The sequence below is a fragment of the Nocardia sp. NPDC003979 genome, assembly GCF_053605015.1.
The window spans coordinates 87,603-112,982 of the sequence record NZ_JBSGIJ010000008.1 but is presented as its reverse complement, the minus strand read 5'-3'; the positions used below and the strand labels follow the sequence as shown (position 1 = coordinate 112,982).

19 protein-coding genes and 2 tRNA genes are annotated in these 25,380 nt (G+C 68.6%); 9 read left to right on the top strand and 12 right to left on the bottom strand.

The annotated features are described in order from the left end of the window. Positions 1–52: 52 nt before the first annotated feature. From ACWEVR_RS18770 to orn, 3 genes are all read right to left on the bottom strand, one after another. Positions 53–394, bottom strand: a complete 342-nt coding sequence (locus ACWEVR_RS18770; RefSeq protein ID WP_067486076.1) for a hypothetical protein — start codon at positions 392–394, stop codon at positions 53–55. A 155-nt stretch (positions 395–549) separates the two neighbouring features. After that, a tRNA-His gene (locus tag ACWEVR_RS18765) sits at positions 550–622 on the bottom strand. A 54-nt stretch (positions 623–676) separates the two neighbouring features. Further along, positions 677–1,315 (bottom strand): oligoribonuclease, encoded by a 639-nt coding sequence (gene orn, locus ACWEVR_RS18760; protein WP_067486075.1) that lies wholly within the window; start codon positions 1,313–1,315, stop codon positions 677–679. 172 nt (positions 1,316–1,487) lie between these two features. On the opposite strand from orn, the gene ACWEVR_RS18755 reads away from it, so the two are divergent. After that, entirely contained in the window at positions 1,488–3,149 is a 1,662-nt protein-coding gene (locus ACWEVR_RS18755) for a helicase HerA-like domain-containing protein (protein WP_452467976.1), read from the top strand. On the opposite strand, the gene ACWEVR_RS18750 is transcribed toward ACWEVR_RS18755, so the two are convergent. Continuing rightward, positions 3,150–3,599, bottom strand: a complete 450-nt coding sequence (locus tag ACWEVR_RS18750; protein WP_452467975.1) for a MarR family winged helix-turn-helix transcriptional regulator — start codon at positions 3,597–3,599, stop codon at positions 3,150–3,152. Between the two features lie 69 nt (positions 3,600–3,668). Between ACWEVR_RS18750 and ACWEVR_RS18745 the strand changes: the two genes are divergently transcribed. Both ACWEVR_RS18745 and ACWEVR_RS18740 read left to right on the top strand, forming a co-directional pair. After that, a complete protein-coding gene (locus ACWEVR_RS18745; RefSeq protein ID WP_067486934.1) occupies positions 3,669–4,640 on the top strand; it encodes a pirin family protein in 972 nt (323 codons plus the stop codon). A gap of 117 nt (positions 4,641–4,757) precedes the next feature. After that, the gene (locus ACWEVR_RS18740; RefSeq protein WP_452467974.1) at positions 4,758–5,057 is read left to right on the top strand and encodes an excalibur calcium-binding domain-containing protein; all 300 of its coding nucleotides are present in this window, start codon (positions 4,758–4,760) and stop codon (positions 5,055–5,057) included. Positions 5,058–5,283: 226 nt separating this feature from the next. Here ACWEVR_RS18740 and ACWEVR_RS18735 read toward each other — a convergent pair whose 3' ends face one another. Next, the gene (locus ACWEVR_RS18735) at positions 5,284–5,517 is read right to left on the bottom strand and encodes a DUF3618 domain-containing protein (protein ID WP_084458565.1); all 234 of its coding nucleotides are present in this window, start codon (positions 5,515–5,517) and stop codon (positions 5,284–5,286) included. Between the two features lie 72 nt (positions 5,518–5,589). Between ACWEVR_RS18735 and bcp the strand changes: the two genes are divergently transcribed. Continuing rightward, positions 5,590–6,063: a thioredoxin-dependent thiol peroxidase gene (gene bcp / locus ACWEVR_RS18730; protein WP_452467973.1), complete on the top strand. Its 474-nt coding sequence runs from the start codon at positions 5,590–5,592 to the stop codon at positions 6,061–6,063. Here the strand turns inward: bcp and ACWEVR_RS18725 are convergent, their stop codons facing one another. Then, on the bottom strand, positions 6,064–6,795 hold the full coding sequence (locus ACWEVR_RS18725; protein ID WP_452467972.1) for a TetR/AcrR family transcriptional regulator: 732 nt from the start codon (positions 6,793–6,795) through the stop codon (positions 6,064–6,066). 119 nt (positions 6,796–6,914) lie between these two features. On the opposite strand from ACWEVR_RS18725, the gene ACWEVR_RS18720 reads away from it, so the two are divergent. Together ACWEVR_RS18720 and ACWEVR_RS18715 are read left to right on the top strand one after the other, a co-directional pair. After that, the gene (locus ACWEVR_RS18720) at positions 6,915–7,856 is read left to right on the top strand and encodes an ATP-binding cassette domain-containing protein (RefSeq protein WP_452467971.1); all 942 of its coding nucleotides are present in this window, start codon (positions 6,915–6,917) and stop codon (positions 7,854–7,856) included. Then, entirely contained in the window at positions 7,853–8,617 is a 765-nt protein-coding gene (locus ACWEVR_RS18715) for an ABC transporter permease (RefSeq protein ID WP_452467970.1), read from the top strand. The genes ACWEVR_RS18720 and ACWEVR_RS18715 overlap by 4 nt, the downstream gene beginning before the upstream one ends. A gap of 49 nt (positions 8,618–8,666) precedes the next feature. Here the strand turns inward: ACWEVR_RS18715 and ACWEVR_RS18710 are convergent, their stop codons facing one another. Further along, entirely contained in the window at positions 8,667–9,878 is a 1,212-nt protein-coding gene (locus tag ACWEVR_RS18710) for a hypothetical protein (RefSeq protein ID WP_452467969.1), read from the bottom strand. A 283-nt stretch (positions 9,879–10,161) separates the two neighbouring features. On the opposite strand from ACWEVR_RS18710, the gene ACWEVR_RS18705 reads away from it, so the two are divergent. Then, a complete protein-coding gene (locus tag ACWEVR_RS18705; RefSeq protein ID WP_452468083.1) occupies positions 10,162–10,791 on the top strand; it encodes a TetR family transcriptional regulator in 630 nt (209 codons plus the stop codon). Between the two features lie 110 nt (positions 10,792–10,901). Here ACWEVR_RS18705 and acpS read toward each other — a convergent pair whose 3' ends face one another. Beyond that, positions 10,902–11,339 (bottom strand): holo-ACP synthase AcpS, encoded by a 438-nt coding sequence (gene acpS, locus ACWEVR_RS18700; protein WP_452467968.1) that lies wholly within the window; start codon positions 11,337–11,339, stop codon positions 10,902–10,904. A gap of 11 nt (positions 11,340–11,350) precedes the next feature. Further along, positions 11,351–20,680 carry a fatty acid synthase subunit beta domain-containing protein gene (locus ACWEVR_RS18695; protein WP_452467967.1) on the bottom strand — a complete coding sequence of 3,110 codons (9,330 nt, stop codon included), beginning with the start codon at positions 20,678–20,680 and terminating at the stop codon, positions 11,351–11,353. Between the two features lie 372 nt (positions 20,681–21,052). On the opposite strand from ACWEVR_RS18695, the gene ACWEVR_RS18690 reads away from it, so the two are divergent. Continuing rightward, a tRNA-Leu gene (locus ACWEVR_RS18690) sits at positions 21,053–21,134 on the top strand. 255 nt (positions 21,135–21,389) lie between these two features. Here ACWEVR_RS18690 and ACWEVR_RS18685 read toward each other — a convergent pair. Continuing rightward, positions 21,390–21,527, bottom strand: coding sequence for a hypothetical protein (locus ACWEVR_RS18685; protein WP_452467966.1), 138 nt, complete (start codon positions 21,525–21,527; stop codon positions 21,390–21,392). A gap of 244 nt (positions 21,528–21,771) precedes the next feature. Here ACWEVR_RS18685 and ACWEVR_RS18680 point away from each other — a divergent pair, with 244 nt between their 5' ends. Next, entirely contained in the window at positions 21,772–23,604 is a 1,833-nt protein-coding gene (locus ACWEVR_RS18680; RefSeq protein ID WP_452467965.1) for an alkyl/aryl-sulfatase, read from the top strand. 257 nt (positions 23,605–23,861) lie between these two features. Here ACWEVR_RS18680 and ACWEVR_RS18675 read toward each other — a convergent pair whose 3' ends face one another. Further along, positions 23,862–24,431, bottom strand: coding sequence for a hypothetical protein (locus ACWEVR_RS18675; RefSeq protein WP_452467964.1), 570 nt, complete (start codon positions 24,429–24,431; stop codon positions 23,862–23,864). 394 nt (positions 24,432–24,825) lie between these two features. Beyond that, the gene (locus ACWEVR_RS18670; RefSeq protein ID WP_452467963.1) at positions 24,826–25,335 is read right to left on the bottom strand and encodes a DUF1990 family protein; all 510 of its coding nucleotides are present in this window, start codon (positions 25,333–25,335) and stop codon (positions 24,826–24,828) included. Positions 25,336–25,380: the final 45 nt, after the last annotated feature.

Genomic DNA, 25,380 nt, shown 5'->3' with positions numbered 1-25,380 from the left:
TACAGCCGAAAAAGGCCGCCGGATGTCTCCGGCGGCCTCTTTCGTGTCCTGATCAGACCGGGGTGGGCAGATCGGCACAGTCCATCATGGCCTCGCCCGCCACGGCCATGGCGCTGCCGAGGGCCCCGCAGAGGATGCGTCCACCGAACAGCAGGCGGTCGAGGTTGGGCAGGCCTGCCGAGCCGGTGCCGGAGGACCCGGTGGTCTCGAGGCCGCCGGTCGATCCGCTCTGCGCCGATCCCGTTTCGGGCGGTCCCGGCAGTTCCATGCCGCCCGAGGGGGTGGCCGTGAAGTCGGTGAGGGGCAGGCCGGGGGTCTGCGCCGCCGAGGTGCCTGCGACGGGGCCGAGCACGGTGGCGGCCGCGAGGGCCACGACGACGGTGGAACGCTTCATCAAGGGTCTTTCCGGTCGAACGAGGATATGGCGACCCACACATTTGGGCAGCCGTCCAGAGTGTAGCGGTTCAAACGTGACCTGCGTCATGAAGCGGATGTGGGCTCCTACAACGAAGAAGGCCCCGATCCACAGGATCGGGGCCTTCTCTTCGGGGTGACCGACGGGACTCGAACCCGCGACAGCCAGGATCACAACCTGGTGCTCTACCAACTGAACTACGGTCACCATCACCGGCTTGCACCGGCGCGGTAAATACTAGCTTGTACCGGCCCCGATGCCCTAATCCGCTGGTCGGGACCCTGTTCCGGTGACGTCGACGGCCTCGGTGACCGCCGCCGCGATGCTGGCGATGTCGGCCGAGGACGGGCCGGGCGGCGCCACGAAGGCGGTGCGCCGGTAGTACTCCAGCTCGCGGATGGACTCCTTGATGTCGGCCAGCGCGCGGTGCGCGAGCCCCTTCTCCGGCTGACCGAAGTAGATGCGCGGGTACCAGCGGCGGCACAGTTCCTTGATCGAGCTCACGTCGACCATCCGGTAGTGCAGGTGCGCGTCCAGCTCGGGCATATCGCGCGCGATGAAGCCGCGATCGGTGGCGATGGAGTTGCCACACAGCGGCACCGTGCGCGCGGCGGGCGCGTACTGGCGCACGTAGTCGAGCACCTGCTCCTGGGCCTGCTCGAGGGTGACCGTCGAACGCCGGACCTCCTCCGTGAGACCGGATTTCGCGTGCATGTCGGCGACGACGGGTGGCATGCAGGCCAGGGCGGCGTCATCGGCGTGGATGACGATGTCGACACCGTCACCGAGAATGTTCAGGTCGCTGTCGGTTACGAGCGCGGCGATCTCGATCAGCTTGTCGCTGTCGAGACGGAGCCCCGTCATCTCGCAATCCATCCAGACCAAGAGTTTGTCGGACACCCGAGCCACCCTAATGGGGTATCGGCGCGCCCCGCCGACAGGTGTGTCGCGCGGGCGCGGCGGAGGTGTTTGCCGACGACACCCGCCGAAGGCCACCACAGGGGTGACCGGCACGGATACAGTTTGCCTGAGATTGTCCGTTCATGTTCTTGCGATCGAGACGGAGGACGCGATGACCACCCCTCAGGAGAAGGCGGCAGCGGCTCGCCTGGCAGCCGAAGAGGCCGCGCGCGTCGCCGCCGAGGCAGCCGCCGCGGCGGAGGCCGCCGAGCGGGAGGCGGCGCAATCGGCTTCGGCGGCAACGTCACCCGACGCCTCGGCCGCGTCGGGTGCCGCAGCACAGATCGCGGCCGGTTACGCCTTCGACGGTGAGGCTCTGGAGCTGGGCACCGTTGTCGTCGACGGAACCACCGATCCCGCTGCGCGCGTGCGTATTCCGTTGCGCATGATGAACCGCCACGGGCTCGTCGCGGGGGCGACCGGCACGGGCAAGACCAAAACCCTGCAGGGCATCGCCGAACAGCTCTCGCGGGCGGGCGTTCCCGTGGTGCTCGCCGATGTGAAGGGCGATCTGTCGGGTCTGCGCGACCCCGGTGCCGACAACGACAAGATCCGCGCTCGCGCCGCCGAGACCGGTGCGAGCGACTGGGCGCCGAGCGGTTTCCCCACCGAGTTCGTCTCGCTCGGCACCGAGGGCATCGGCGTGCCGATCCGCGCCACGATCACCTCCTTCGGCCCGATCCTGCTCAGCAAGGTCCTCGGCCTCAACGACACCCAGGAGTCGACCCTCGGGCTGATCTTCCACTGGGCCGATCAGCGGGGCCTTGCCCTGCTCGACCTGAAGGACCTGCGGGCGGTCATCACTCACCTGACCAGCCCCGAGGGCAAGGAAGACCTCAAGGGAATCGGTGGGGTGTCCAGCCAGACCGCCGGGGTGATCCTGCGTTCGCTGGTGAATCTCGAGGCCGAGGGCGGTGACACGTTCTTCGGCGAGCCCGAACTCGATCCCGCCGATCTGGCCCGGGTCGTCGACGGGCAGGGCGTCATCACGCTGGTCGAACTGGGCCAGCAGGCGGCGCGGCCCGCGCTGTTCTCCACATTCCTGATGTGGGTGCTCGCCGAGCTGTTCCAGACGCTGCCCGAAGTGGGTGACGTCGACAAACCCGGGCTCGTCTTCGTCTTCGACGAGGCCCATCTGCTCTTCGCCGACGCCTCCAAGGCGTTCCTGCAGCAGATCGAGCAGACCGTGAAGCTGATTCGCTCCAAGGGTGTGGGTGTGTTCTTCTGCACCCAGCTGCCCACCGACATCCCGAACGCGGTGCTGTCGCAGCTCGGCGCCCGCGTCCAGCACGCGCTACGCGCCTTCACCCCCGATGATCAGAAGGCGCTGGCGAAAACGGTTCGCACGTATCCGAAGTCGGAGGTCTACGACCTCGAGGAGGCGCTCACCAGCCTCGGTACCGGTGAGGCGATCGTCACAGTGTTGTCGGAGAAGGGTGCCCCGACCCCGGTCGCCTGGACCAAGATCGTGCCGCCGCGGTCGCTGATGGACACCATCGGTGACGACGCCATCCGCTCCGCCGCCCGGTCGAGCTCGTTGCAGGGCAAGTACGGGCAGAGCATCGACCGCGAATCGGCCTACGAGATGCTGCTGGCCAGCGTGGCTGCCGCACCCGCACCGGAAACCGCCCCGCCGCCCGCCGTACCGGACGCGGATTCGGCGGCCGAACGGATCATGAAGAACCCGGCCGTGAAGAGCTTCCTGCGCTCGGCGGCCAGTGCGGCGGGGCGCGAGATCAGCCGCAGCCTGTTCGGCACCCGGCGGCGCCGGTAGTCAGCTCTGCTCGACCGCCGAGGCCACCTTGTCCGAAAGTGACCGCAATGCCGCGGCTTCCTGGCGGGTCATGTTGTCCACGAACAGCTTTCGCACCAGCTCGACATGTTCGGGCGCGGCGGCGCGCAAGACGTCGCGCCCGTGGTCGGTCAGCGTGACGACGATGCCACGTGCGTCGTCGGCGGCCGGGGCCCGGTCGACCAGCCCCCGCGCCGCCATCCTGGCCAGTTGCTTGGACAGCCGCGACTTGTCCCAGCACACCTCGGCGGCCAGATCCCTGGCACGCAGACAGCCCTCCGGCGCGGCCGAGAGCGGAACCATCAGCTCGTAGTCGGCCATCGACAGCCCGTGCCCGGCCAGGCCGGCCGACAGCGCCGCGTCCAGCCGCTGCCGCATCCGGATGAAGGCCTGCCAGGTCTGCTGCTCTTGCTCGGACAACCATCGGGTCACGGGAATGATCCTAGAGCCACATTGGTTGACATGGAAACCAAACAGGTTCCACTCCAGGAGGCGCTTCCCATGCCCGCGATCACCGTCGACGACATCATGGTGCTGCCCCGGCTCCCCCGCCCGGACGTCACCGAAACCCAGCGACCGGTACGTCAGATCGTCACCGCCCACCGTCAGCGCGAGGGGGCGGGCTTCGAGGTGACGCGCCCGTTCCCCAGCGTCGACCTGCGCGCGGCCGACCCCTTCATCCTGCTCGACCAGATGGGCCCCGTGGCCTATGAGCCCTACGAGGCCAAGGGCGCGCCGTGGCATCCGCATCGCGGCTTCGAAACCGTCACCTACATGCTCGACGGCACCATGGTCCACCACGACTCCCAGGGTGGCGGCGGCGTGATCGGCGAGGGCGACACCCAGTGGATGACAGCGGGCTCGGGCATGCTGCACGACGAACTGCCCGAGGAGAAACTGGTGATCTCCGGCGGCCGGTTCCACGGCATCCAGCTGTGGGTGAACCTGCCACGCGCCCAGAAGTTCGCCACCCCGCGCTACCAGGACCTGCGCGGCAGCGAGCTCACCCTGGTCAGCTCGCACGACGGCGGCGCCCTGGTGCGACTCATCGCGGGCGAGGTCGGCGGCTTCGCCGGACCCGGTTCCACCTACACCCCGATCGCCTACGCGCACGCCTCGATCAGCCCCGGCGCGCAGCTGGAAACACCGTGGCCGCAGGACTTCACGGCCATGGCCTACGTGCTGTCGGGCAGCGGCACTGCGGGCACCGACCGTCGGCCGATCCACACCGGACAGCTGGTGATGTTCGGCAAGGGCGAGGCCATCACGCTCACCGCCGACACCACACAGGACTACGGCGACCTCGAAGTGCTGCTGCTCGGCGGAAAACCGTTGCGCGAGCCCGTGATCCAGTACGGACCGTTCGTCATGAACACCCGCGCCGAGATCATCGAGGCACTCGAGGACTTCCAGGCCGGACGGATGGGCACCGTGCCCGCCGAGCACCTCACCGGGCGCAGGCTCGGCGAGTAACAGTCGAGGCACACACGGTGCGGTTGACAAGCGGGGGCCCCGTCATGAAGGTTGACTTCGCCGCCCGAGGCGTGTGTCCGGGCCAACATCCGAACCGCAGCAGACATAGAGGAATTCATGAACGTTCGTCGGCTCACTGTCAGCCTCGCCGCCGTAGGCCTCGGCCTGCTCGTCGCCCCCGCCGCTCAGGCGAATCCGTTGGTGACGGGCTCCGCGGGCACCGGCTCGTCCAGCTTCGACTCCCTGCTCGGCGCCACCGGCTCGGCCAACCTGGTCCAGTCCGGTTCGGCCGGCGGTGCGTTCCGCAGCTGCGAGGAAGCGATGGCCGCAGGCCGTGCCCCCCTGTTCCGCGGCGAGGCGGGCTACTCCCCACACCTCGACCCCGACGGTGACGGCCTGGCCTGCCCCACGCAGTGACATGGAGCGCTGGCGCGCTCGAGTCGGCGGCCCCTGTGGTCCCGTCGATCAGGCACCGGTGCTTGCTCCTTCGTCGCCTACGCACCGGCACCTGATCGACGGGACGGCCGCCGACCGCCGCTTCGCGGCGTCCCCTCCCTAAGGGTCGGGGAGTTGTGGGTGCGTTTGAATGCAGAACACCCGATGTGGCTTGTGCCGCATCGGGTGTTCTGTGTTCGTAGACCGCTCAGCGGCGGAAGAGTTTGACCAGGACCAGGCCCGCTACGAGGGCACCCGCGCCGATCAGCGTGTATTTGACCTTGGGCTCGTTGAACTTGGCGACCACGATCGCCTTCGTGTCGTCGGCGATCCGCTGCGGATCGGCGCGCACCGCCAGTTCGTCGAGCGTGGTCGCCAACCGGGCGCGCGCGATCTCGATCTCGCGTTCGATCCGGTCGGTGTCGTCCTTGGCCACCGTCACCTCCAGGTATGTGTCTGTGCTCGCCCGAGTCTATCCATGCCGTCGGCGGACCCGGTCGGTTACCGTGCGGTGGTGACCGACAACCATCGCCTCTCCCCCGGAGACACCGCACCCGATTTCACGCTGCCCGACGCCGACGGCAAGGACGTGTCGCTGTCGGACTACCGTGGCCGCAAGGTGATCGTCTACTTCTACCCGGCCGCCTCGACCCCCGGCTGCACCAAGCAGGCCTGCGACTTCCGCGACAACCTCGCCGAGCTGAACGATGCCGGGATCGCCGTCCTCGGCATCTCACCGGACAAGCCGGCCAAACTGGCCAAGTTCCGCGACGCCGAGGGCCTCACCTTCCCGCTGCTGTCCGACCCGGAACGCACCGTGCTGCAGCAGTGGGGCGCGTTCGGCGAGAAGAAGATGTACGGCAAGACCGTCACCGGTGTGATCCGCTCGACTTTCCTCGTCGACGAGCAGGGTGCGATCGAGGTGGCCCAGTACAACGTGCGCGCCACCGGCCACGTGGCGAAACTGCGCCGCGACCTGTCGGTATAGCTACTCGGCGAAGGTGCGGATGAACACCTCGAAACCGTCGAGCATCCGCGCCAGCCCGAATTCGAAATCCGCTCTGGCCCAATCGAAATGGACCTCGCTCTCGCCGTCGAACGCCGAACCCGACATGGCGGCCGTGACCGCGGGGAACCGCTGCGGGTCGAGTACGCGTGCCATCACCGACGCGAAATCGGCGCCTTCGGCGGTCTGCAGATCACGCAGCATGCGGCGTTTGCCGATGACGTAGACCGACACGTTCATCACCAGCTCCAGCTTGGTCGGCTCCGGCACGCCGGTCCCGGCGAGCGCGCCAAGCGCCACCTCGAGCCAGGCCATATTGTTCGGGCCCATGGGCGGGCGGGCCAGCGGGATGTCGATCCACCACGGATGCCTGCCGATCCGGTCGAACTCGGCCGAAGCCCACTGTTCGAGACCTGCGCGCCAGGAGGTTCCAGCGGGGATGTCCGGTGGCGCGCCGACGACGCGATCCATCAGCAGGTCGAGCAAGGTGTCCTTGCTGTCGACGTAGCGGTACAGCGACATGGCGGTGAAGCCGAGCTGCTTGGCCACCCTGCTCATCGACAGCGCGGCGACGCCTTCCGCGTCGGCGACCTCGATCGCGGCATCGATGATCTGGTCGATGGTGAGCGCCCGCTTCGGTCCGCGACCGGCCGGCTGGGCCAGCCCCCACATCAGTTCCACCGCTCTGGGTAACGCCGCTTCGCCGGTCGTCATCGACTCGTCCGCCTCCTTCGCTCTGCCACGACTCTAACCGGCGGCCCACTTGTGCCGAACAACTGTTTAGCCTATAAACAATATAGGCCATAAACAGTGGCATCGATCGGAGAAACTCCATGGCACCCGAACCACCCGCACTCTCGGTGCGGCAGCTACACAAGTCATTCGGCACCCACGTCGTCCTCGACGACCTCGACCTCGAGGTCCGCGCGGGCACCGTCTTCGCCCTGCTCGGCCCCAACGGCGCGGGCAAAACCACCCTCGTCCGCATCCTCGCCACCCTCACCCGACCGGATCGCGGCGAACTGCGCGTCCTCGGCCACGACCCGGTCACCGAGGCCGACGACGTGCGCGCACTGATCGGCGTCACCGGCCAGTTCGCGGCCGTCGACGGTGTACTCACCGGCCACGAGAACCTGCGCCTCACCGGCAAGCTGCTGCATCTGGACAAGCCTGAAATCGCGCGCCGCAGTGCCGCATTGCTCGACCGGTTCGACCTCGTCGACGCCGCGGCCAAACCGGTCGACACCTACTCGGGCGGCATGCGACGCCGGCTCGACCTGGCCATGAGCCTGATGGGCCGCCCGCGACTGGTCTTCCTCGACGAACCGACCACCGGCCTCGACCCACGCAGCCGCCGTGATCTATGGACTGCCATCCGCGAACTCGCCGCCGAAGGCACCACCGTCTTCCTCACCACGCAATATCTGGAGGAGGCCGACCAGCTCGCCGACCGCATCGCCGTCCTCGACGGCGGGCGCATCGTCGCCGACGGCACCCCGGAGGAACTCAAGCGGCTCGTCCCCGGCGGCCACCTCCGGTTCCGGTTCGCCGATCACCTCCTGCTCACCGCGGCGGCGAAGGCGGTGCCGAGCGCACAGGTCGACGCCGAACAACTGAGCATGCAGGTGTCCTCGACAGGCAGCGCGGTGGAGATCAAACTGCTGCTCGACCGGTTCGCCGAACTCGGCATCGCCATCGAGCAGCTCACCGTGCACACCCCCGACCTCGACGATGTGTTCTTCGCGTTGACCGGCCGGACGGCGGTGGCGGCATGAGCGCCATGACCACCGTGCAGGATTCGGTCACCATGCTCGACCGCAATATCCGGCACACCCTGCGCAGCCCGGACACCATGATCATGACCATCGCGCTGCCGGTGATGATCCTGCTGATGTTCGTCTACGTCTTCGGCGGCGCGATGCGGGTCGACGGTGCCTACATCGACTACGTGGTGCCCGGAATCATCCTGCTGTGTGCGGGTTTCGGCGCCTCGACCACGGCGGTGGCGCTGTCGACGGATCTGGCCGAGGGCATTGTCGACCGGTTCCGGGCGATGGCGATCGCCCGCTCGGCGGTCCTCACCGGGCATGTCGTGGAGAGCGTGTTGCGCAATCTGGTCACCTCGGCCGTCGTGATCGGCGTGGCCGTGGTGCTCGGCTTCCGGCCGACGACAGATCCGGTGCGCTGGCTCGGCGTGGCAGGCGTGCTGGCGATGTTCGTGTTCGCGTTGTCGTGGTTGTCGGCAGCGCTGGGAATGGTGGCCCGTAACCCGGAGGCGGCCAACGGATTCACGTTCTTCTTCATGTTCCTGCCGTATGTGAGCAGTGCGTTCGTGCCGACCTCGACCATGCCGACCTGGCTGCACACTTTCGCCGAGAACCAGCCGGTGACGCCGGTGATCGAGACGATGCGCGGGCTGCTGATGGGCACGCCCATCGGCGACAGCGGGCTGCTCGCGGTGCTGTGGTGTGGCGGCATCGCGGTGGCCGGGTATCTGGCCGCGCGGTGGATGTTCCAGCGCCGCACCAGTTCCTGAGCGGAAACGACACGGGCCGCGCGATCTTCTCGCGCGGCCCGTGTGCGGCTCAGTCGGCCGACTGCGACATTCCGCCCGGCGGCGTCATCGCCTGGGCGGGTTGCATGCTGAGCGGGATGCCGGTGCCCGGCACGGTCTGCACGGCGACCGGGATCTCCGGGACGACCGGCTGTACCGGTTCCAGCGGAAGCGGCTCGTCCTCGGCCGCGTCGCCGTAGAGCTGAGTCGGGTAGTCCAGCGGGAATACCCCGGGATTCACCAGTTGCGGATTCGGTGACACCTTTTCGTAGGGCCAGATGTCGGTGGGCGGTGTCGGGTCGACCGCGAGGCCGCTTCCCGAGCCGATCCCACCGGCCGAACCGGAATCGGCGGCGTCCTGCGCGTGCGGCGCCGGGGCCGGATGTGCCGGTGCCAGGCCGGGTTCGGACGACGCGGCGGTGTTGTCGACCGCAGGCGTGCCACCGTCCATCAGCGCGTAGGAACCACCGACCACGAGCCCACCCGCCAGCACACTCGCCGCTGCGGCGGCCACCGCCGTGCCGCGGCGGGATCGCGCGGGCCCGGTGATCGGCACCACCTTGGTGTCACCGAGCGCGACCAGTGCGGCACCGGCGGCGGGCGCGTAGCCGGCCAGCCGACACGGCAGCACCGGCACCCCGAAGCCCGCGGCGGCCTCGCGCACGGCGGGCGCGTCGGCCGACGAGCCGATGAGCACCACCGCGCCCGGGCGCACCGACGCCGCATCCAGCTGGTCGCCTGCCGCCGCCACCCCGGCACGCAGCGCCTCGGGTGTCGACGGCCCGGTGTGTGAGCACGCGGCGAGCACGCGGTGCCTGCCCGGATCGAGCAGGGTCATCGCCTGGTAGCCCGGCACCGCCTCGTAGACGAGCAGGGTGTCGAATTCGTCGAGCCAGGTCATCACGCCGCCGACGAACAGGTGCGCCGACTTGGCCGACACCAGCGATGCCGTGCTCCACGACGTGGTCGCCAGATGGGTGACGATGGCGCGGCGATCGGCGGCGTCGCGGTATCCGACAGCCGCACCGGCGATCTCGTAGTCGTCGCCGAGTTCGGAGGCGAGGGCGTCGAGCGCCACACGCACCGCTTCGGCCGTCTCCGGTCTGCTGTCACCGGCGGTACGGACGGTGCGCCGCAGCACCATCCGGTCGGTGAGGGTACTGCCCGTCTCGGCGAGCGCGACCGCGTGCACGGCTCCACGCTCGGTGCTCACGCCGAGGGTTACCACTGATACTGCTGCCACCAGTCTTGCCTTCCCCTGTAGCGAAACGATGCCCCTGTGCGACGCGGTGCGGTACCAACCGCGAATCAGCGTGCGGATGCACGCACGCTCATCTGATGATTCGTCACCGGTCACGGGGCGGATGGGTGGGAATCACACCGGTTCCTGACACGCTTCGGGTATGCGGATGTCGTATAGGTCCCTCTAGCGCTAGCCTGGATGGGTGGAAGTACATGCGCAGGCCCGGTCCAAGCAGCACCGCCCGGACCCCGCGCTGGAATTGCAGGACGATCCACAGGAATTGATGCCGCGCAAGCGGCCCACCCAGGAGCGCAGCAAGCGCAAGTTCGACGCATTGCTGCAGGCCTCGCGAGAACTGCTGGTCGAGGTGGGTTTCGAATCGTTCACCTGTGAAGAGGTCGCCCAGCGCGCCGAGGTGCCGATCGGCACGCTCTATCAGTTCTTCGCCAACAAGTACGTGATCGTCTGTGAGCTGAATCGGCAAGACCTCGTCGCGGTTTCGCGCGAGCTCGCCGATTTCCACGGCGAGGTGCCGTCGCTGGACTGGTTGCGGCACATGAACCAGTTCGTCGATCACCTGGCGAATCTGTGGACCACCGACCCGTCGCGGCGCGAGGTGTGGCTGGCGATGCAGTCCACCCCGTCCACCCGGGCGACGGGCGCGTTGCACGAGAAGGAGTTCGCCGAGGTCGTGTCGCAGATGCTGCGGCCGCTCACCCCGCGCACTCCCCGCGCCCGGCGCACGATGATGGCCGAGGTGCTGGTGCACGTCGTCTATTCGATGCTCAACTTCTCGGTGCAGGACGAGCAGTCCAACGCCGACGCCGTCGCCGAACTCAAGCGGCTGATGGTGGCGTATCTGCTCGTCGCCGAGAAGGAGTCCAGGCACACTGGCCCGCCTCCCCGCGACTAAGGCCAGACTCGAGTGCGGGGAAACTGTCGTCGGCGGCCAGACTCAGGAACGTGGTCGGGTTAGCCCGTACCCGGTGAGTTACCCATGTTCTCACGAGATCGCTTGTGGCGTCAGCTCGTGCTTACCCGCCCCTCAATGAGGTCGGCGAGTTCGCCCGGGTCCTCCAGGACGACCATGGCCGCGGCGGTGTCGCCGTCGTGGGTCAGCGACAGGTGCACGCGCACGCGCGGCAGGAACTCCGCGGCCAGGCCGTGCAGTTTGATACTCGGCCTGCCCCACGCGTCGTTGACCACTTCGATCAGCGGATACGGGTTGTCCCCGATCTGCGGGCTGCGCGCGAAACGCGACGACGCCCAGGCCTTGAGCACCGCCTCCTTCGCGGCCCAGCGGGCGGCGAAGCTGCGGGCCGGGTCGGTCTGCTTGCTCTGGCAGTAGCGGCGTTCACCGGCGGTGAACGTCTCCCTGAGCATGGCCGACCCGGGCCGCTGCAGCTGTTCGGCGAACTCGGAAATGGTGACCAGGTCCAAGCCGATACCGAGAATCGTCACGAAGCGGCAGCCTACGACGCTTCGCTGGTCTGCGGAGCGGAACCGAGCAGCCCGGTCTCGCAACCGATTCCATTGGCCCGGTACAGCCCCTGGTCGAGGCGGGCCGTCGGCGAGAGCAGCATGTCGGCCTCGAGTTGCCGGACCTGCTTGGCCGGGGTGCCGTCGGCGCCGAGGCGACGATCGGCCGGCTTCTCGTACAGTGCCGCGCCGCCGCACATGGCCTCGGCGAAACGCTGCCTGCCCGCCAGCTGACGCGCCTGCGCCCGCTCCTGGTACTCCGCGCGCGCACCCGGTTCGATCGCGGCGAGGAACGCCTGCGGATGCACCACCGCGAGCAGACCCGACACGTGCCCGAAGCCGAGCGAGGTCACCAGACCGGCCTTGAGCGCGAACTTCTCGCCGAAGCGTAGCGGTTCGCGGGCCCACACCAGGTGCGGGTAGGCCTGCATCTTCTCGTCGACACAGTCCAGGCTCCGGTTCGGCGGCACCACACCGTTTTCCAGCACCTGGCACAGGCCGATGAGCTGGAAGGCCGCCGCGCCGCCCTTGGCGTGGCCGGTGAGGCTCTTCTGCGACACCACGAACAGCGGTGCGCCCTCGCTGCGACCCAGCGCGCCCGCGAGCCGCTCGTGCAGCTCCGACTCGTTGGGATCGTTGGCGGCGGTGGAGGTGTCGTGCTTGGAGATCACCGCGATGTCGTCCGGGGTGACGCCGAGCTTGCGCAACTCGGCGGCCAGCCGCGAGCCGCTGCCGCCACGCCCCGCACCCAGCGCGCCGAGACCCGGTGCCGGGATGGAGGTGTGCACACCGTCGGCGAAGGACTGCGCGAAGGCCAGTACGCCCAGCACCGGCAGGCCCATCTCCACGGCCACGTCGCCGCGGGCCAGCAGCACGGTGCCGCCACCCTGGGATTCCACGAAGCCGCCGCGACGGCGGTCGTTGGCGCGGGAGAAGTACCGGTCGCTGATGCCCTTGGCGCGCATGGCCGCCGAGTCGGCGGTGGCCGACATGTCACCGAAGCCGACGATGCCCTCGATACCGAGATCGTCGTAACCACCGGCGACCACGACCTCGGCCTTGCCGAGCCGGATCTTGTCGACGCCTTCCTCCACCGACACCGCCGCCGTAGCGCACGCCGCGACCGGGTGCACCATGGCGCCGTAGCTGCCGACGTAGGACTGCACCACGTGCGCCAGTGCGACGTTGGGCAGCGCCTCCTGCAGGATGTCGTTCGGGCGCGGCTCGCCGAGCAGGTTGTCGACGTAGAGCGAGCGCATCGAGGACATGCCGCCCATGCCGGTGCCCTGGGTGTTGGCCACCAGGCTCGGGTGCACCCAGCTCATCAGCTCGTCGGGGCTGAAGCCCGCCGAGACGAAGGCGTCGACGGTGCAGACGATGTTCCACAGCGCCACCCGGTCGATCGAGGCCGCCATGTCGGCGGAGATGCCCCAGATGGTCGGGTCCCAGCCGGTGGGGATCTGACCGCCGACCACGCGCGACAGCTTCGCCTTGCGCGGCACCCGGATCTCGGTGCCCGCCTTGCGGGTGACGGTCCAGTCGCTGGAATCGGCGACCGGGGTGATCACCGTGTGCTCGGGATCGGCGGTGTGGAACGCGCGGGCCTCGGCCTCGCTCGCCACCGTGAACGACAGGTCCTGGTCGAGGAACACCGAGGTGAGCAGCGGCGCGGCATTGTCGAGCATGGCGCCGTCGTCTTCGTAGCGGCGCACACCGCAGCGTTCGACGACGGTGTCGTGGTAGCGCTCGGCCACCTCTTCCTCGGGCACGAAATCACCGGATTCGGTGTCGTACCAGCCCGGCTTCGGCTCGTTCTCCCAGCGGATCAGACCGGTGGTCCAGGCCAGCTCGAGCACGCCGGCGGCCGAGAGCTCGTCCTCGACCTCCATCTCGAATCGCGTGCGCGCGGAGCCGTACGGGCCGAGCTCGCCCGCACCGACGATGACGACCATCTCACTGAGATCGGCGGTCACCTCGCCCCATTCGGGCACCGGCAGCACCGAGCTCATGGTCGGCGGTGCGGGCAGCGCGGCGATGGTGGCGGCGGTGGCCGCTTCCTCCTCGGCCGCGGCGGCCGCTTCCTGTGCCTGCTTGGCCAGCGCGGGCAGGTCGAGCTTGGCGCGGGCCAGGCCGCCGGTCAGGTCGATCTGCTGCGGGCCGGTGACCGTCACCTGACGGGCACGCGAGGTGCACCACTTCAGCAGTTCGTCGGCCATCTCGGTGGTCGACCAGGTGTGTACGCCCGCCGCCTCGACGGCCTCGACCATCGGGTCGTTGTGCCCCATCAGACCGGTGCCGCGCACCCAGCCGATCAGCGCGTGCACCAGGGTCACCCGCGCGGCCCACGACTTCTCGGCCCGCCACTTGGCGACCACGGCGTCGAGCGCGGCCTTGGACTCGCCGTAGGCACCGTCGCCGCCGAAGAGGCCACGGTTGGGCGAACCGGGCAGCACCACATGCAGTTTCGCGTCGACGTCGTGATCGGCGCCGAGGGCGGAGAGGCCACCGATCAGCCGCTCCACCGACCACAGCAGTACGCGCATCTCCATCTCGGCACGCGCACCGGCATCGGCGAGATCGCCCGCGACCCGCGGCGCCGCGAACGGCAGCAGCAGCGTCGGGGTCATGGCGTCCTTGACCTTGATCTTGGCGCCACCGGCGTTGTCGACCTGCTCGGACCCGACCCACTCGATAAGCGCGTCCAGGTCCTGGTAGGAGGCCATGTTCGCGGGCACCACCCACAGCGCCGCGCCGTGGCGGGCGTTGTCGCGGTAGAGCGAACGGTAGAACCGCAGTCGTTCGTCGTTCAGGCTCGAGGTGGTCACCACCACGGTGGCACCGCCGCCGAGCAGTTTGCCGGTGACGGCGGCGGCGATGGAACCCTTGCTGGCACCGGTGATCACGGCGACGTCGTCGGACCACAGCCCCGGTTCGCTGGTGTCGAGGGCGACCTGCGCGATCTGCGCGTACACCCCGGCCAGCACCGAGCGGGCCTCGTGCATGGCCCGCTGACGCCACCAGTTCGCCTGCGCCGCAACCGCTTCCCCGGCACCGTAGTAGCCGTCGATCGACAGCTGGGCGGTCTCGGCGTCGTTGCCGAGCCACATCTTGGCGAGGTCCTCGCGGGCGGTGGCCCAGCGGTCGTCGATGAGGACGGCCTTGCGGGCGTCGAACGCGGGAGCGACCAGACGCGGCCAGTCCGAACCCAGTTCGGCCGACACGAGGTCGACGAGGGTGTCGGGGGTGGCTTCGGGCGCGCTCACCTGCTCGCTGAGGCCGAGCTGCTCGAGCACCACCCGGGCCGCGGTGGCGAGCACGCCGTCGCGACCGGTGATCTGCTCGGTGAACTCACCGAGCGCGGCCGCGTCGACGGTGCCGCCGGACGCGCCACCGGCCGAAGGCAGCGAGACCGCGACCCCGCGCCGGGCGGCGACGGCCTGCACGGCCGCGTCGATGGCGGCATCGACGGAGGCGGCGTCGGTGAGAGCGCCACCGACGAGTCCGCCGAGGTCCCCGCCGCGCACGCTGGCACCCTCGCGGGTGCCGAGCGAGACCTCGGCGGTGACGTGGCTGGCCCAGCCGTCACCCAGTTCCCAGACCTTCTTGACCCGGTCCGCGATGGCGGCGGGGCGCTTGCCCGACGGCCCGAAGACCTTGCGCAGGTGGTCACCGATGGCGTCGGTGAGCACGGTGCCGAACGGCTTGTAGGTGCGGGCCAGGCGTTCGACGGTGGCCGCGAGCGCGCCCATGTCGGCGTCGGCGGCGCCGTCGATGGCACCGAGCGAGAGCTCCGCGCCGAGGTCGACCAGCAGCTGGTTGCGTCGCGAGGACACACCGTCGCAGAGGCCCTCGATGGTGTCGACCGGACCGATCTGGTCCAGGCGCAGCTTGGTCCACAGCGCGATGAGCACGCGGGTGGCGTCGGCGGCGGTGAAGACGATGTCGTCGGGGCGCGGTCCGCCGGTCGCCACCGGTGCGGCGGCCACGGGAGCAGCTGCGGCAGCCGGGGTTTCGGCAGCCGGGGTCTCCTCGATGTCGTCCTCGACCGGCGCGGGATCGGTGTCGGTGGAGTAGACGACCGCGGCGTCGCGCTCGACATTGACCACCTCGACCGTCGCCCCACCGAACGCGGGGAGCTTCAGCGTCTGGCTGGCCAGGTTCGCCACGGTCGGGGTGGCACCGAGACCGATCTCGACGAAACGCTCCACGCCGAGACCACCGTGGGCGGTGTCGGTGAACAGCAGGTCCTGGGTCTCGATCCAGCGGACCGGGCTGGCGAACTGCCAGGCCAGCAGCTCGATCAGCACCACGCGGCACAGTTCGGCGTCGCGCTCGGCCCAGCTGTCGAAGTCGGCGAGCACTGCTTGCAGCGGCTCCGACGGCACGAGTTCGGCGATCTCGGTGAGGAATTCCCGGTCCAACGAGAACGGCCGCGGCACCAGGTTCGGGATGTAGCGCCCGACCAGCACCTCCGGGTGCACCTCGGTGGGCAGCAGCTGTTCGAGCTTGTGCCGGAACTCCGGCACGCCGTCGCGCAGCACCGAGGAGTGGAACGGCACGTCGATACCGGGGACCAGGATGAACGCCCGCTTGCCACCGAACTCGGCGCGGCGACGGTCGATCTCGGTCTCCAGGGCCTCGAGCCCCGCGACGGTGCCCGCGATGGCGTACTGCGAGCCGCGCAGGTTCAGGTTCACGACCTCGAGGAACTCGCCGGTCGCTTCGCCGATGCCGGCGACGAAGTCGATGACCTCGTCGTCGGGCAGGCCGATCTGCGACGGGCGGATGGCGGCCATCCGGTAGTCGCTGCGGCCCTGCGCGTCACGCGGGACCAGCTCGTGCATGGCCGAACCACGCTGGAACACCACCTCGAGCACGGCTTCCAGCGGCAGCACACCGGCTACGGCGGCCAGCGCGTTGTACTCACCGACCGAGTGCCCGGCCAGCATGGCGCCTTCCACGAAGGCACCGGCCTCGCGCAGCTCGGCGACCTGGGCGACACCGAGGGTCGCCATGGCGACCTGGGTGAACTGGGTCAGGTGCAGCACACCGTCGGGGTGGCGGTGTTCGACACCGCGCGCCTTGAGGTAGGTGGGGTTGTCGCGCACCACCGCCAGGATCGAGAAACCGAGTGCTTCGCGGGTGTGCGCGTCGGCACGCTCCCACACCTGCTTGGCCGCCTTCGAGCGGGTCAGTGCGTCCAGGCCCATCCCCTTGCGCTGGATGCCCTGCCCGGGGAAGGCGTACACGGTCTTCGGGGCGGCGGTGCGCCCGGTCGCGGTCATGACCAGGTCACCCTCGACGCGGCAGGAGACCTCGACGATCTCGGCGCCCGCGTCCACCGCGATCCGCTCCACCCGCACGTCCACGGTCGCGCCGGGGCGCACCATGCCGAGGAACCGGGTGGTCCATGCCGTGAGAGTGCGTGCGGGAACGGAGCTTTCGGGATCCATCGCCACCACGGCGTGCTGGGCGGCGGCGGAGAGCCACATGCCGTGCACGATCGGGCTGCCCAGGCCGGCCAGCTTGGCGGCGGCCTCACTGGTGTGGATCGGGTTGTGGTCGCCCGAGACGGCGGCGAAGGCGTGCATGGCGCGCGGCGCGGCCATGCTCACATCGCGACGGCGGCGACGCGGGGTGTCGGTGGCCGCGTCGGACACGGACCCGGCGGCACGCGGCGGGTCGGTGAGCTCACCGGCGCCGTTGCGGCCGCGGATGGCGAACCGTTCGACCAATCGGGCCAGCGGGGTGGCGTCGAGGCCCTGATCGAGGATGACGCCGATGCTCACGGCCACCTCGACCACGCGGCCCATATCGGTGTCGACCACCTCGCCGCCGTCGGCGCGGACGACGAGAATCGCTGTCTCCGAGGGAAGTTCGGCGAGCAGTTCGATCTGGTGGTCCAGGTGGACCAGATCCAGCATGCCCTCGATCACCGAACCGCCTGCGGGCGTGCGGGCCGCGCCGAGCACCGCGAAGACGGCGGGCCAGCAGGCGCCGACGAGCACGTCGGGTGCGGTCCGGCCGAGGGTGCTGAGCCTCTCGGGCAGACCCGAGCCGGTGACGCCCGCGTGGTCGGCGATCAGATCCGGCCGCCAGGCCAGGTTCAGGTGCGCCACACCGGATTTCACCTCGGGCAGCGACGCACCGGCGGCCACGCCCAGCAGTGCGGACATGGCGGCTTCGGCATCGGCTTCGGTGATGACCGGTGCCCCACCGGAGTACACGCTCGTCGGGACGGTGATCCGTATGCGCACCGCGTCCTTGCCGAGCAACGGAACGACCAGCTCGACGTAGCTGAATTCAGCTTCCGGGCCGGTGGTTTCGGTGAGGGTGGCACCGGTACCGGTGTGCACCGCGCTGCCCTGCTCGACCACCCACTCCGACACCGCACCGAGGCGATGCACCGGGTTGACGGTGGTGCGCCCGGCCCACTGCACATCAGGGGCCGCCAGCACCGTGTCGATCGGACCGGCGACCACACCGGCCAACCGGCGCGCGTCCACCGGCGCCGGGGTGACACCCGAACGGACCAGGCTGAACGCGGCGTCCTGCTCGAAGCGGTCGAGCAGTTCGCCCACCGGCTCGTCGACCCGGGTGATGCCCGCGACGGCGACGGTGCCGGGGATCACGCACACCTGGTCGGCCGAGTAGCGCGGGTCATGGGCCTGCCACAGCGAATCCGAGCGCCACCAGCGGCGCACATCGGCGTCGATGACGGGCACGAAGTTCACCGGCTTGCCCGGCGTCTTGCACAGCGACACGAAGAACGGCACGTCGGCCGGGTGCAGCACGGTCTCGGCGACGGCCGGGTACTGCTTCTTCAGCGCGCACAGCGCCTGCACGGGGTGCTCGAAGTCGGCGTCGTCGGCGAAGAGGGTCTCGATCTCACCGCGGTCGGCCGGGTGCAGCCGGGCCTCGGTGCGGCGCATCATCTCCGCGAACCGGTCGCGCCAGCTGATGTCGAGCCAGTCCGAGCGAGTGGCGTCGCGGATCGCGTCGCCGATATCGCTGCCGCAGTCGAAGGAGATCGGGACGTCGCTGGAAACGGCGAGGGAGACATAGCGCTCCAGCCACTGCTGGTACGTCATGGTCGCCACGTCACCGAAGTACGGCTTGGCGGTGGCATCGAGCGCGGCGATGATCTCGTCGCGGCGCGCGGCCACGGCGTCGGCGTCACCGGCGACCTCGTCGAGCAGGCGGCCGGTGCGCGAAGCGGCGTTGTCGATCTCGTGGATGTCGGCGCCGAGCTGGCTGCGGCCCGAGGCCATGCCGCCGCTCGCCGTGCCCGCACCCACCCAGTCGGGGGTGCCGGGGGTGTCGACGAGCAGCTGCTTCACCTCGGGTGCGGTGGTCGCCTCGAGGGTGGCCATCGCCGCGGTGCCGACCAGCACGCCGTCGAGCGGCATCACCGGGTAGCCGTGGTTGGTTGCCCAGGTGCCCGTGAGGTAGTCGGTGGCGCGCTCGGGGGTGCCGATGCCGCCGCCGACGCAGACGACCACGTTGGCGCGGGCGCGCAGTTCGGCGTAGGTGGCCAGCAGCAGGTCGTCCAGGTCTTCCCAGGAGTGGTGCCCGCCCGCCTTGCCACCTTCGATGTGCATGATCACCGGGTAGTCCGGCACCTCGTCGGCGATCCGCAGCACGGCCCGGATCTGCGCCACGGTGCCCGGCTTGAAGGCGACGTGGCTGATGCCCACCTCGGTGAGCTCGGCGATCAGCGCGACGGCTTCGTCGAGTTCGGGGATACCCGCGGTGACGATCACGCCGTCCAGCGGCGCACCGGCCGCACGCGCCTTCTGCACCAGCCGCTTGCCACCGAGCTGCAGCTTCCACAGGTACGGGTCGAGGAACAGCGAGTTGAACTGCACCGCGCGACCCGGCTGCAGCAGCTGACGCAGCTCGGTCATCCGGTCGGCGAAGATCTGTTCGGTGACCTGTCCACCACCGGCCAGCTCCGCCCAGTGCCCCGCATTGGCCGCCGCCGCGACGATCTTCGCGTCGACCGTGGTCGGCGTCATGCCTGCGAGCAGGATCGGCGAACGGCCGGTGAGGCGGGTGAACGCGGTCTCCACGACGATGCGACCGTTGGGCAGGCGCACCGGCTTGGGCGCGAACGCCGACCACGGCACCGAGGGTCCGGGTGCCGCACCCGGGGTGAGCAGGCTGCGCTGACCCGCGCGCGTGGCCGCAGCGACGACACCGACACCGGTGCCCTTGAGCGAACCACCGGTCAGGCGCGAGAGCAGGTCGCCGGGGCCGAGGTCGAGGATCCACTGGGTGCCCGCCTCGACGGCGGAGTCGACGATGGCGACCCAGTCGATCGGGTCGACCAGGATCTGCTGGGCGAGGGAGGCGGCGAGGTCTACGTCGAGCTCGCACTGACGGGCCCAGCCCGCGACCACGTCGACGGTCTCGGCCAGTGCCGGATGATGGAAGGCGACGTCGACGGTCACGTCTTCGAAGACGGGCGAGAACACCGCGCCACCACGGATCTTCGCCTCGCGCTCACGGTTCTGTTCCTCGTGCAGCTGCGCGCAGCGCGCCCGCACCCGGTCGATCTGCGCGGGCGCACCCGACAGCACGACGCGCCTGCGTCCGTTGCGGATCGACACCACCGCGGCCTGCGCCGGGTCGACCCCTTCGCTCACCTCGGCGACGATCGCGCGCAACTGCTCCGGATCGACATTCGACACCGCGACCATCGGCGAGCGCTCCCCCACCGGCATCAGCCCGCGCCTGCGCGCGATCAGACCGGCGGCCGCACCGACGAGCTGGGCAATCGCCAGCAGCTCCGCGTCGCGGGCGCCACCGGCGCGCACGGCCTCGGCGGCGAACAGCCCCTGGGAGTGCCCGATGACGGCGACCGGCGCGTGCTCGGCCGGGTCGAGACCCTGCAGGCGCAGCGCGCGAATCGCCGCGAGCTGGGTGAGCAGCACGCCGGGCATCGATACGGCCGCCGACCGCAGTACCGCGTCGGCCGGCGCCGAGGACGGCTCCTCCGGTTCGTCGAGTTCGCTCTCGAGTACCCAGCCCATGGGGTCGAACCCACCGGGACGAACCATCAGCAACTGGGTGGCAACCGGATCGACCAGCGCCGCGGCCTCACCCACCAGCGAGGCCAGCTCCGATTCCAGCGCGCTGTCGCGCCCGATCTCCTCGAGCTCACGCAACCACTGCGCGCCCTGCCCACCGAAGGCCAACGCGTACCCCGCGCCACCGCGCAACTGCTCGAGCAGCGACACCCGGACACCCGTCGCCCGGCCACGACCTTCGGCTTTCGCGGTCGATCCCGTGCCCATCTCGGTGCTCTCGTTGATCGTCAAGTCGCTCGACTTCCTTCTCCTGGCGCTCCGCCCACCGACGGCACGCACACGTATCCGGCAGCCCCTCGGGCCTGTTAGAAGCCACGATCGCACAAAATCATGAGGAAAGCCTCACGTTTGCCGCCCCCACGGCAGCTACCACCCAGTATTTCCGCACGCCCGTACCACTTTATTCTGAAACATGACCCCGCCTCATGTTTGAACGCGCAGGTGAGGCCCTACTGTCCGTTTGCAAAACATGAGTGCCCCTCATATTGACCTTTATCGAATCGTTATAACCCCAGGTCGTGTTACCCACCAGTACGCCACGCCGCCCCAACGCTTGGGAGAGCCCGATTCGCCCGGTAGAGTTTGGACGGTCGTACACATCCAGCGCGAGTGGCGAAATTGGCAGACGCGCCAGATTTAGGTTCTGGTGTCCACGGACGTAGGGGTTCAAGTCCCCTCTCGCGCACAGATTTTGCTCCACCATGGAGAACAGGGCGTTCTCGTCGATTTCGGCGCGGCCCTGCTCGCGCAGCCGCGCCACCGCGGCGCTGTGGTCCCACACGCTGATCGCCGGGTGCGACCACGTGCGATAGGGCACCTCCAGGTACTCGCCGGTCTCGGGGTGCAGCGCCCAGATCCGGGAGATGTCGCGGGGATCGCGGCGCAGCACGAACCGGTCCAGCTGCTCGCGGCGGGCGATCAACGGGCGCAGCACGTCGCGTTAGTACTGCACGTGGTCGACGGTGAACCCGGTACGCGAGAGTCTGCGCCGGATCACGGGCAGGAAGTCGATGAGAAACGCGGTCTCGTTGGTCACCGTCGCCGGTGCGCCCCCGGCGGCGGCGCGCTCGGCCCACACGCCGGCCGGGGTTCGCCGCTCGGTTGGGTGGGCTGGAAACGCGGGTTTTGCGTGTCATTGCCCGATCGGCTGCCGCTGCGGGTGAAGTTCACCCCGTAAGGGTGAGGCGTGTCGGCGTGCGACAGGAGGACGCTCAAATCAGCTGTCCACCCCCGACTGTCCAGGAGCGCGCATGTGCCAGGAGCCCAAACCTGCTAGCTCGGCGACCGCGGAGGTCAACCGTGCGGCGCCTCAGGGGTATGACATGGACAACCGCGGTGACTTCGCCGACGCTCAGCGTGGGTTGATCGCGCCGCTGCCGGGTCCGGTCTACTCCGATGCCGACAGCTCGAAGGTGGTTTTCGATCCGGGCGAGTTCGACTATCTGCGTGGGGATCCACCGACCCCGGACACGGTGAACCCAAGTTTGTGGCGGCAGTCGCAACTGATCAGCGTGGGTGGATTATTCGCGGTGACCAAAGGTGTCTATCAGGCCCGCAACAACGACATCGCCAATCTGACCGTCATCGAGGGCGAGGACGGGATCGTCGTTGTCGACTGCATGGCCGGCGTCGAATCCGCCAAACAAGCCATGGCGCTGATTCGTGAGCATGTCACCGACAAACCGGTGAAGGCGGTCATATATACCCATACCCATATCGATCACTACGGCGGCGTGAAAGGTGTGGTGTCGGCCGAGGACGTCGCCTCGGGCAAGGTGCCGATCATCGCGCCGGGTCTGGCATTCGACAAGTACGCCATCGGCGAAAACGTGATCGCCGGCAACGCGATGGCGCGCCGAAGCTTCTATGCCTTCGGCTCCATGCTGCCGCCGGGACCGCAGGGATTTGTTACCTGTGGGATCGGGATCGCCTCCACCAAGGGTCCGCAGGTCTCCTATATCTCGCCGACCGATCTGATCACCGAGACCGGTACCCGGCGCGAGATCGCCGGGATCGAGTTCGAATTCCTCTACGCCCCCGACACCGAGGCGCCCGAGGAGATGCACATCTGGATCCCCCAGTTCAAAGCCCTGACCTGTGCGGAGAACGCGAACCACTCGCTGCACAACATTCAGACCCTGCGCGGGGCTCGTACTCGCGATGCCCGCAACTTCGCCCGCTACCTCGACGAAACGCTCGAGCGCTGGGGCGACGAGGCCGAGGTGCACTACGGCCCGCACACGTGGCCGGTGTGGGGCAACGATAACGTCACCGCATTCCTGGAATCCCAGCGTGACACCTACAAATACATTCATGACCAGGCGCTGCGCTTGGCGAACAAGGGCTACACCCCGCTCGAGGCGGCCGAGGTCATCGAGTTGCCCGAAGAACTCGGACGCAACTGGGCCAACCGCGGCTATCACGGCACCCTGCATCACGACGTGCGCGCGGTGTACACCAAGGAACTGGGCATGTGGGACGGCGACCCGGTCTCGCTGCACCCGCACCCGCCGGTCGAAGCCGCTGCCCGATTCGTCGAGTTCGCCGGTGCCGACAAGATTCTCGCCGAGGGCCAGCGCGCGATCGAAACCGCCGACTACCGGTGGGCCGCCCAGATTCTGCACCATCTGGTGTTCGCTCAGCCCGACAACCAGCGGGCCAAGGATCTGCAGGCCGAGGCCTACGAGCAGATGGGTTACCAGGCCGAGGGCCCGCAGTGGCGCGGCATCTTCTTGTCCGCGGCCTTGGAACTGCGCGAGGGCGCGCAACCGCCGCCGTATGTGACCGCCAGCCAAGACTCCATCCTGGCGATGCCGATCGAGATCCTGTTCGACTTCGTAGCCGTCCACATCATCGGCGAGAAGGCCGCCCAGGTGGATCTGCGTATGGACTTCGACTTCACCGACGTCGGCGAGCAGTGGACGATGTGGATCCGCCGCGGTGTGCTCAACGTCCGCCGCGGCAAATCCGGCGACCCCCAGCTGCGAGTATCAGGACCCAAGCCGCTGCTGGTATCTGTGCTATTACAGCCCGATACCGCCACGGGACTGATCCAAGCCGACAAGATCACCGTCGACGGCGATGTGAGCGTGCTCGACACCTACGCCGGATTGCTCGACGAGTTCGATCCGGCCTTCCCGATCGTCACTCCCTAAGCCGCGCCCCGCAATGGACCCTGAGCGCTTTGGGCAACAGCTCGCACGGCTCGCCACCACATTGTCGTCGACACGCCGCCGCCGGTGGCTGTGCACTCCGGCGAGCCGCCAATTGCTGCCGCGCAAGCTCCGGGTTCATGAGCGTCCCAGGTCGACACATCAGTATCCCCGTAGCAAAACCCCCGGTGCGACTGCGCTTTTCATCGCAGCAGCACCGGGAGTCCCGAGCAGGGGCAGTTACGTGCAGACCCGCCTTCTCAGGGCAGGACCTGCGGAACGACCTCCGGATTCACATGGCCCACAACGCCACCGATGATGGCACCGACGGCCGCGTGGGGAAGTACACCGAGGAGGAGGCAGATCGGGTAGCCCACGCCCAATATGATCGCGGACGGGATGCAGTTGACCAGAGTGGCCAGCGCACCGAGACCGGCACCAGCGAGGGCACCGTTGACCACCGGGTCGGAGTTCTCGGCCTTCGGATTGGTCGCGACCTCATGCAATTGGGTGTCGATCACGTCCGAAACCACGGGAGCGGTTGCCTCCGAAATCTCGGGAGCGGCCACTTCCGAGACCAAGTTTTCGTCCGAAAGCTGGGCAGCCTGCGGAATCGAAGGCTCGGCCTCCTGGGAAATCACTGCGCCCGCCGGGACGGCGGATCCGAACGAGAACGCGGCGACGGCCGTCGCAAAGTTGTTCTCCTGGACGGCCAGCACGGTGGCCGGCTGGTCGGCGGTGACGTCCGCCGACGCAACGCCACTGCCGGCGAAGGCGACCGCCATAGCCACAGGCAGTGCACCGAGGAGAATGTTGCGGGTTGAGCGCATGAACATTGACTACTCCCTCTCGACCTTTTGTGCCCCCCAAAGCCGGACCAATCGAATGTCGACCGGGCTATTAGTAATAGCCGAAAGATGTTAAATCAATCTTTGTGATCTATTTCACATTTGCGTCGGTTGACCAATCCATTCTGTCGTTCGGATTCGCGATCGATATGCGAATCACCTTTCGCGCACAGACTTGAGACACGCACGCTGCGTTCGGAATTCAGCATGAGTGCCCGGCTCACGGTCGGCCGCATGGTGGCCGCGCCGAGATGAACAGCCCCCTTAAGATGGCCGTTAGAAAGTCATCGCTGATTCTCGGCAGCCAAGAAGGTGCGAACCGAGTTTCGCGCTGAGTAAAAGCGCTGTCCGTCAGCTCGGTAAAGAACGAGATAGGTCAGCGCAGCAGTGCACGCAAATAGCGGCGGCGGTAGTGGCGCTGGGCGACGAGCAGGATCGGAAAGATCGTCCGCCAGAATCCGGTCGGCGCGGGTCGGGTGAGCGACCTCAGTGTGAGTTCCACGGTCCCGTCAGGTCGTCGATGCACCACGAACGCCTCCTCACCGCACACCGGATGCCCCGGCAGGGTGCCATAAGCGAACCCACACCTGTCCTCGGTATCGACCACCGCCACCACCCGCACGGGTTCATGGACCGACAGCCGCCCCCACCCCACGCTCACCCGATACTCCGCGCCGACAGCGACGGTCCCATCCGGGACGACCCGAAACCCACTGCGCCGCTTCACACCCCAGCACAACACCGCCTCCCTCGCCGCTTCCCACACCTGCTCACCGTCCCCGATCACCACGCATGTCTCGAACCGCCGGAACCCGTCGAGACCTTCGGCCCAGATGCGCTCGGCGGGGCAGGTCGCGCCTGCGGGTGCGTAGGTCAGATCGTGCATGCCTATGACGGTACTTTCCCCGACAACGGCGGCGGTCAGCTCCGG

What these genes read in the sequence shown, in the direction of transcription:
- ACWEVR_RS18725 (WP_452467972.1), bottom strand. Translation starts at nt 6,795, where the DNA reads ATGACGACCGGCGAAGCGGCGTTACCCAGAGCGGTGGAACTGATGTGG.
- ACWEVR_RS18740 (WP_452467974.1), top strand. Translation starts at nt 4,758, where the DNA reads ATGAACGTTCGTCGGCTCACTGTCAGCCTCGCCGCCGTAGGCCTCGGC.
- ACWEVR_RS18720 (WP_452467971.1), top strand. Translation starts at nt 6,915, where the DNA reads ATGGCACCCGAACCACCCGCACTCTCGGTGCGGCAGCTACACAAGTCA.
- ACWEVR_RS18675 (WP_452467964.1), bottom strand. Translation starts at nt 24,431, where the DNA reads ATGCGCTCAACCCGCAACATTCTCCTCGGTGCACTGCCTGTGGCTATG.
- ACWEVR_RS18770 (WP_067486076.1), bottom strand. Translation starts at nt 394, where the DNA reads ATGAAGCGTTCCACCGTCGTCGTGGCCCTCGCGGCCGCCACCGTGCTC.
- ACWEVR_RS18715 (WP_452467970.1), top strand. Translation starts at nt 7,853, where the DNA reads ATGAGCGCCATGACCACCGTGCAGGATTCGGTCACCATGCTCGACCGC.
- ACWEVR_RS18745 (WP_067486934.1), top strand. Translation starts at nt 3,669, where the DNA reads ATGCCCGCGATCACCGTCGACGACATCATGGTGCTGCCCCGGCTCCCC.
- ACWEVR_RS18755 (WP_452467976.1), top strand. Translation starts at nt 1,488, where the DNA reads ATGACCACCCCTCAGGAGAAGGCGGCAGCGGCTCGCCTGGCAGCCGAA.
- ACWEVR_RS18680 (WP_452467965.1), top strand. Translation starts at nt 21,772, where the DNA reads ATGGACAACCGCGGTGACTTCGCCGACGCTCAGCGTGGGTTGATCGCG.
- ACWEVR_RS18670 (WP_452467963.1), bottom strand. Translation starts at nt 25,335, where the DNA reads ATGCACGATCTGACCTACGCACCCGCAGGCGCGACCTGCCCCGCCGAG.
- ACWEVR_RS18705 (WP_452468083.1), top strand. Translation starts at nt 10,162, where the DNA reads ATGCCGCGCAAGCGGCCCACCCAGGAGCGCAGCAAGCGCAAGTTCGAC.